Annotated in this window: 7 protein-coding genes; 2 read left to right on the top strand and 5 right to left on the bottom strand. The window is 62.8% G+C overall.

Going from position 1 to position 5,888, the window contains the following annotated elements; all coding sequences use genetic code 11:
* Positions 1–101 precede the first annotated feature (101 nt).
* A complete protein-coding gene (locus VMR03_RS13845) occupies positions 102–1,769 on the top strand; it encodes a sulfatase-like hydrolase/transferase (protein WP_325406194.1) in 1,668 nt (555 codons plus the stop codon).
* A 20-nt stretch (positions 1,770–1,789) separates the two neighbouring features.
* Positions 1,790–2,749, top strand: a complete 960-nt coding sequence (locus tag VMR03_RS13840; protein WP_325406192.1) for a formylglycine-generating enzyme family protein — start codon at positions 1,790–1,792, stop codon at positions 2,747–2,749.
* 142 nt (positions 2,750–2,891) lie between these two features.
* Here VMR03_RS13840 and VMR03_RS13835 read toward each other — a convergent pair whose 3' ends face one another.
* The 5 genes from VMR03_RS13835 to VMR03_RS13815 form a co-directional block, all read right to left on the bottom strand.
* On the bottom strand, positions 2,892–3,380 hold the full coding sequence (locus VMR03_RS13835; RefSeq protein WP_325406190.1) for a glutathione peroxidase: 489 nt from the start codon (positions 3,378–3,380) through the stop codon (positions 2,892–2,894).
* Between the two features lie 25 nt (positions 3,381–3,405).
* Complete coding sequence (locus VMR03_RS13830; RefSeq protein WP_325406188.1) at positions 3,406–3,828, bottom strand: organic hydroperoxide resistance protein; 423 nt, start codon at positions 3,826–3,828, stop codon at positions 3,406–3,408.
* A gap of 141 nt (positions 3,829–3,969) precedes the next feature.
* Positions 3,970–4,407: a MarR family transcriptional regulator gene (locus tag VMR03_RS13825; RefSeq protein ID WP_325406186.1), complete on the bottom strand. Its 438-nt coding sequence runs from the start codon at positions 4,405–4,407 to the stop codon at positions 3,970–3,972.
* A 199-nt stretch (positions 4,408–4,606) separates the two neighbouring features.
* Positions 4,607–5,284, bottom strand: a complete 678-nt coding sequence (locus VMR03_RS13820; protein ID WP_325406184.1) for a dienelactone hydrolase family protein — start codon at positions 5,282–5,284, stop codon at positions 4,607–4,609.
* Positions 5,284–5,772: a MaoC family dehydratase gene (locus tag VMR03_RS13815; protein ID WP_325406182.1), complete on the bottom strand. Its 489-nt coding sequence runs from the start codon at positions 5,770–5,772 to the stop codon at positions 5,284–5,286. The genes VMR03_RS13820 and VMR03_RS13815 overlap by 1 nt, the downstream gene beginning before the upstream one ends.
* Positions 5,773–5,888: the final 116 nt, after the last annotated feature.

Here is a 5,888-nt window from a genome sequence, read left to right as displayed (position 1 = left end):
CCCATTGCCATCCCCGCCGCCTTCCGTTAGTTTCTAATGGATCACATTAAATGAGAAGCGCCCGCTCCAACAGGGCGCTTCCATGCGGGGAGGGGAGCGAGATGAATAAATTCCTGAAATGGGGCGGGGCGACGCTGGCCGTGCTGGCGGTCGTCGCCGTCGGCGGGGCGATCTATGTCAAGCAGAACCCGATCGTGCTGCTGCGGATCGTCACCCGCTTCAAGGACCCCATCGGCCCGAACCAGCCCGTCGTTTGGCAGCAGGGTCCGGAGACGGCGCCCCAGGGCAAGCGGCCGCCGAACGTCGTGCTGATCCTCGCCGACGATCTCGGCTGGAACGACATCACGGTCAATGGCGGCGGCGTCGCGGGCGGTGTCGTGCCGACGCCGAACATCGACTCCATCGCGCATCAGGGCGTCGATCTCACGCAAGGCTATGCGGGCAACGCGACCTGCGCACCCTCGCGCGCCGCGATCATGACCGGGCGCTACGCGACGCGCTTCGGCTATGAGTTCACGCCCTCGCATCCGATCTTCATGAAGATGGTCGGCGAGGACAATCGCGGCCTGCGCAACCCGATCTATTTCGCCGAGAACGCGAAGAACTACCCGCCGATCAATTCGCTCGGTGTGCCGCCGAGCGAGATTACCGTGGCGAAGCTCCTGCAGAAGCAGGGCTATCACACCATGATGTTCGGCAAGTGGCATCTCGGCGAATTGCCCGAGATGCGGCCGCAGGCGCAGGGCTTCGACGAGTCGCTCGGCTTCCTGATGGGCGGCCAGCTCTACGCGCCGTCGGGCGCGCCCGGCATCCAGGAGGCGAAGCAACCCTGGGACCCGATCGACAAGTTCCTCTGGGCGGCGCTGCCCTATGCCGTGAGCAAGGACGGCGGCCCGCGCTTCGCGCCCGACAAATACATGACCGACTATCTCGGCGAGCAGGCGGTGGACGCGATCAAGGCGAACAAGAACCGTCCCTTCTTCATCTATCTCGCCTTCAACGCACCGCATACGCCGCTGCAGGCGACGCAGGAGGACTATGACGCGCTGCCGATGATCCAGGATCATGAGTTGCGCGTCTACGCGGCGATGATCCGCGCGCTCGACCGCAATGTCGGCCGCGTTCTGCAGGCGCTGAAGGAGCAGGGGCTCGACGACAACACGCTGGTGATCTTCACCAGCGACAATGGCGGCGCGAGCTACATCGGCCTGCCCGATCTCAACAAGCCCTATCGCGGCTGGAAGGCGACCTTCTTCGAAGGCGGCATCCATGTGCCCTATTTCATGAAGTGGCCGGGCGTGCTGCCGGCCGGCGCGAAATTCGGATTGCCCGTCGGCCATGTCGACATCTTCGCCACCGCCGCCGGCGCGGCCGGCGCGGCGGTGCCGACGGACCGGGTCATCGACGGCGTCAACCTTCTGCCCTTCCTCGAAGGCAAGGAAGCAGGCCGTCCGCACCAGACGCTCTTCTGGCGCTCGGGCGACTACAAGGTGCTGCTCGACGGCGACTGGAAGCTGCAGGTTTCGGAGCGGCCGAAGAAGGACTGGCTCTTCAATCTGAAGGACGATCCCACTGAACAGAAGAACCTCGCCGATGTCGAACCGGAGAAGGTAAAGCAACTGAGGGGCGTCCTTGCCGGTATCGACGGCCAGCAGGCAAAGCCGCTCTGGCCGGAACTCGCCGAAGGACCGATCGCGATCGACCATCCGGAGAATCCGGCGAAGTTTCCGGATAGCCCGGACGACGAATATATCTACTGGGCCAATTGATGCCTCCGAGGGGGAGACGCTTGATCGCGGCGGTGGCTCTGGGCATTGCGCTCATCGCCATCTCCGCGATCGCGGTTCTCTGGTTCGTCGGCGGGCGCGATGCGGAAAAGCTCGCCCGTACGGAACCGAAGCAATGTCTCCCGGCTTCGCTCGACACGGAGGGGCCACATCCCGGCATGCTCTGGGTGCCGGGCGGAAGGCTCCGCATGGGCGATACGGTCTATGCGGAGGAGGGGCCGATCCGCGAACGCGATGTGAAAGGCTTCTGGATCGACCGCCATGAGGTGACGAACCGCGAGTTCGCGGCCTTCGTCGCGGCGACCGGCTATGTCACCGTGGCCGAGCGTCCGGTCGACGCGGCGGCGCATCCCGAATTGCCGGCCGACATGCGCGCGCCCGGCGCGGTCGTCTTCGTGATGCCGAACAAGGTCGACGGTTCGGGCGACATCAGCCAGTGGTGGCAATACATCCCCCGCGCGAACTGGCGCCATCCGGGCGGCCCGCGGACGAATATCGACGGCCACGAGAATTATCCGGTCGTCGCCGTCGCACTTGCCGACATTGAGGCCTATGCCCGCTGGAAGGGTCGTACGATCCCCGACGAGGCGCAATGGGAGTGGGCGGCGCGTGGCGGCTCATCCCGTCCGCTCGCCGAGCATGAGCAGCCGAAAGAGGCCAACACCTGGCAGGGCATCTTCCCGGTCCTGAATTCGGGCGATGACGGCTTCGTCGGCCTCGCGCCCGCCGGTTGCTACAAGCCGAACGGCTACGGCCTCTACGACATGATCGGCAATGTCTGGGAATGGACCACCGACATCTATGACGGCGACGCCGCGCGCCGCACCATCAAGGGCGGCTCCTATCTCTGCGCGCCGAACTACTGCATGCGCTACCGCGCCGGCGCGCGGCAGGGCCAGGAGGCCGATCTCGCGACGAGCCACCTCGGCTTCCGCACGATCCTCGAAGCTCCGGGGCCCTGAAAGCGGCGTATCGATCTTTACCTCTCCCCATCGGGGAGAGGTCGACCGGCATAGCCGGTCGGGTGAGGGGGCTACTTCGCAAGACTCTTTTCCCGGCCGCCCCTCACCCAATCCTCTCCCCGGAGGAGAGAGGGCTAGAGGGTCACCGCTTCACCAGCCCCTCGATCGCGCGCTGGAACTTCGCCGACTCCGGTGTCGTGATGCTGGCGAACCAGGTCTTCAATTGGCCATCGCGGCCGATCAGATATTTGTAGAAGTTCCAGCGCGGCTTCGAGAGGATGCCGCCCTGCGAAACCATCCACTTGAACAGCGGATGCGCGTCCGGCCCCTTGACGACGACTTTCGACGTGAGCGGGAAATCGACGCCGAAATTCGTCTCGCAGAATGTCGCGATCTCGGACGCGTTGCCCGGCTCCTGATTGCCGAAATCGTTGGACGGCACGCCGAGAACGACAAGGCCGTCGGCTTTGTGCTTCTGCCACACCGCCTCGAGCCCCTTATATTGCGGCGTGAACCCGCATTTCGAGGCCGTGTTGACGATCAGCAGCGGATGCCCCTCGAACTCCTTCAGAGGCAGGGGCTTGCCCTTGAGGCTGGTGAACGTGAAATCGAATGCGTTCCGGTCGCTCATGGCTCGCTCCTGCCTTTTCGGTTCGTCAGAGGACGACCAGTTTCACGTCGACATTGCCGCGCGTTGCATTGGAATAGGGGCACACCTGATGCGCCTCGTGAACCAGAGCTTCCGCCTCCGCATGATCGAGCCCCGGCAGCGAAACTTCAAGCGTCACATCGAGCGCGAAGCCGACGCCCTTCTCGTTCGGGCCGATGCCGACATGGGCGGTAACGGCGGAATCCGCCGGAACCCTGATCTTCTTCTGGCCCGCCACGAATTTCATCGCACTGTGGAAACATGCCGAATAACCGGCCGCGAAAAGCTGTTCGGGATTGGTGCCGTCGCCGCCCGCGCCGCCCAGCTCCTTCACGGTATCGAGCTTGACGGCAAGCCTGCCGTCGGCGGTTTTCGCTTCGCCGGTGCGGCCGCCGGAGGATGTGGCCTGGGCTTCATAGAGGATCTTCATGATGGAGGTCTCCTGTTGAGGTCGGTTGCAGCCGTCATGTAGTGATCAATTATATTGTGCGCAATATATTTATCGAATCTTTTCGAGGTTCCAGCCGCGTATGGCTTCCGCGAAGCTCATGGCGGGATTTCGCGATTTCGGTTACGCCGCGAGCTTCCCGCGCAGTTTCTCGAGCTTTTTCCGGATGTTGACGAGTTCGTCGATGGGAAGCCCTGCCGCGCAGGCGACCTGGACCGGAATGCCGGCTGCTGCCTTTTTCAGGGCCCGTCCCTTGTCGGTGAGGTGGATCAGGACCTGCCGTTCATCCGCCTCGTTGCGCATCCGCTTCACGAGTTTCGCAGCTTCCAGCCGCTTGAGAAGCGGCGTGAGTGTGCCGGAATCGAGGAACAGCCGCTCGCCCAGCGCCCCGACGGTGATCCCGTCTTCCTCCCACAGCACCATCATGACGAGATATTGCGGGTAGGTAAGGCCGATCCCGGCCAACAGCGGTTTATAAAGTTTCGTCATCTGCAATGACGCGGAATAGAGCGCGAAGCAAAGCTGATTGTCGAGAAGCTGGAGGTCGTTCGGCTTTTTCATGGGCGTCACTCGCATTGGACACCCATCAATATGGCGATGATTGGCAATGACGCAATGGAATTGCGTCGCACCAAATGACTGTCATCCCGGCGCAGGCCGGGATCCACGGGTCTTTCAACAATTGACGCTGTAAAGATGGATCCCGGCCTTCGCCGGGATGACACTGATTTTTTGGGAAAGTAATGAGCTGCGGGTCGCCTCAGACGCTCTCGAACAGTTCCAGCGTCCGCTTCAGCGCCAACTCGGCTGCCGCCTTGTCGTAATTGTTGCGGCGGTCGGAGTTGAAGCCGTGGTCGGCGTCGTAGACATAAGAGGGGACGTCCGGATGCGCGGCCTTGATCTTCTCGACGACGTCCATGGGGATCGAATGATCCTTCTCGCCGAAATGATTGATGGTCGGACATTTCGGATTCTCGGCGACGAAATCCTTGATCGCGCCGCCGTAATAGCAGGCGGCCGCATCGAGCCCGTTGGCGCGGCAGGCCGCCACCCAGGCAACCGTCCCGCCATAGCAATAGCCGGTGATGAAAACTTTCTCGGCACCCTCCGCGCGCAGCCGGTCGATGCTCGCCTGCACATCCATGACCGCGTTTTCGATCGGGTTCTTCGCCCGGTACTCGAGCGACTTCTGGATGTCTTCCTGGGAATAGGTCGCCTTGAAGTCCTTGATCTGCCGATCGTAGAGCTGCGGCGAGACGACGTCGTAGCCGCGCGCCGCATAGCCGTCGCAGAGATCCTTGATGTGATCGGTGACGCCGAAGATTTCCATGATGAGAACGAGGCCGCCTTTGCGCGCCCCTTCGGCCTTCACTTCGTAAGCGAGAATGTCGGCGCCGTCGCCGCTCTTCAGCGTGATCATCTTGCCCTTGTGCGACATCACTTCGTCTCCCTTGCTGGTGTTTTCCGTTCGATGAGGGCCTGGCCGATGAAGCTCAGCACGAGTTCGCCCTTCTGGTTCACGCCTTCGTTGCGGCTCCTGAGGATGCCCCAGCCGGGCCGCGAGCGCATGTCGAGTTTCTCGACGACGGTGGTCGAATAGCTGATCGTGTCGCCGGGTCTCACAGGCGTCGGCCATTTCATGTCGAGGAAGCCGGGCGAGGGGCCCGCAGCGGGTGTGCGCCCGTCCTCGTCCGGCTTGTCGACGCGGCCGCGAATATGCGGCACCATCAGCTTCATCCAGGTCGCCGTCGTGTGCCAGCCGCTGGCGATGAGCCCACCGAAGGGGCCGATTTTCGCCGCTACGGGATCGATGTGGAAAGGCTGAGGGTCATATTTCGTGGCGAAGCGGATGATCTCCTCCTCGCTGAAGCGATAGGTCCCGAGTTCAGTCCGCGTGCCGATCTCGATGTCTTCGAACCAGGGCATCAGGCCTCCACCGTTTGGCCAGGATGGCGGCGACCATACATGGCCCAGCCGACCATGGTCATCACGACCTCGTGCTTCTGGTTTAAAACTTCGTAAGAAAACCGCGTCAGCCCCAT

The organism is Parvibaculum sp., assembly GCF_035511255.1.
Taxonomy (GTDB): Bacteria; Pseudomonadota; Alphaproteobacteria; order Parvibaculales; family Parvibaculaceae; genus Parvibaculum.
This window is presented reverse-complemented; position numbering and strand designations above follow the sequence as displayed.

Excerpts from the sequence above, each read along its gene's own strand:
- VMR03_RS13845 (WP_325406194.1), top strand. The coding sequence starts at position 102 with ATGAATAAATTCCTGAAATGGGGCGGGGCGACGCTGGCCGTGCTGGCG.
- VMR03_RS13835 (WP_325406190.1), bottom strand. The coding sequence starts at position 3,380 with ATGAGCGACCGGAACGCATTCGATTTCACGTTCACCAGCCTCAAGGGC.
- VMR03_RS13830 (WP_325406188.1), bottom strand. The coding sequence starts at position 3,828 with ATGAAGATCCTCTATGAAGCCCAGGCCACATCCTCCGGCGGCCGCACC.
- VMR03_RS13825 (WP_325406186.1), bottom strand. The coding sequence starts at position 4,407 with ATGAAAAAGCCGAACGACCTCCAGCTTCTCGACAATCAGCTTTGCTTC.
- VMR03_RS13820 (WP_325406184.1), bottom strand. The coding sequence starts at position 5,284 with ATGTCGCACAAGGGCAAGATGATCACGCTGAAGAGCGGCGACGGCGCC.
- VMR03_RS13815 (WP_325406182.1), bottom strand. The coding sequence starts at position 5,772 with ATGCCCTGGTTCGAAGACATCGAGATCGGCACGCGGACTGAACTCGGG.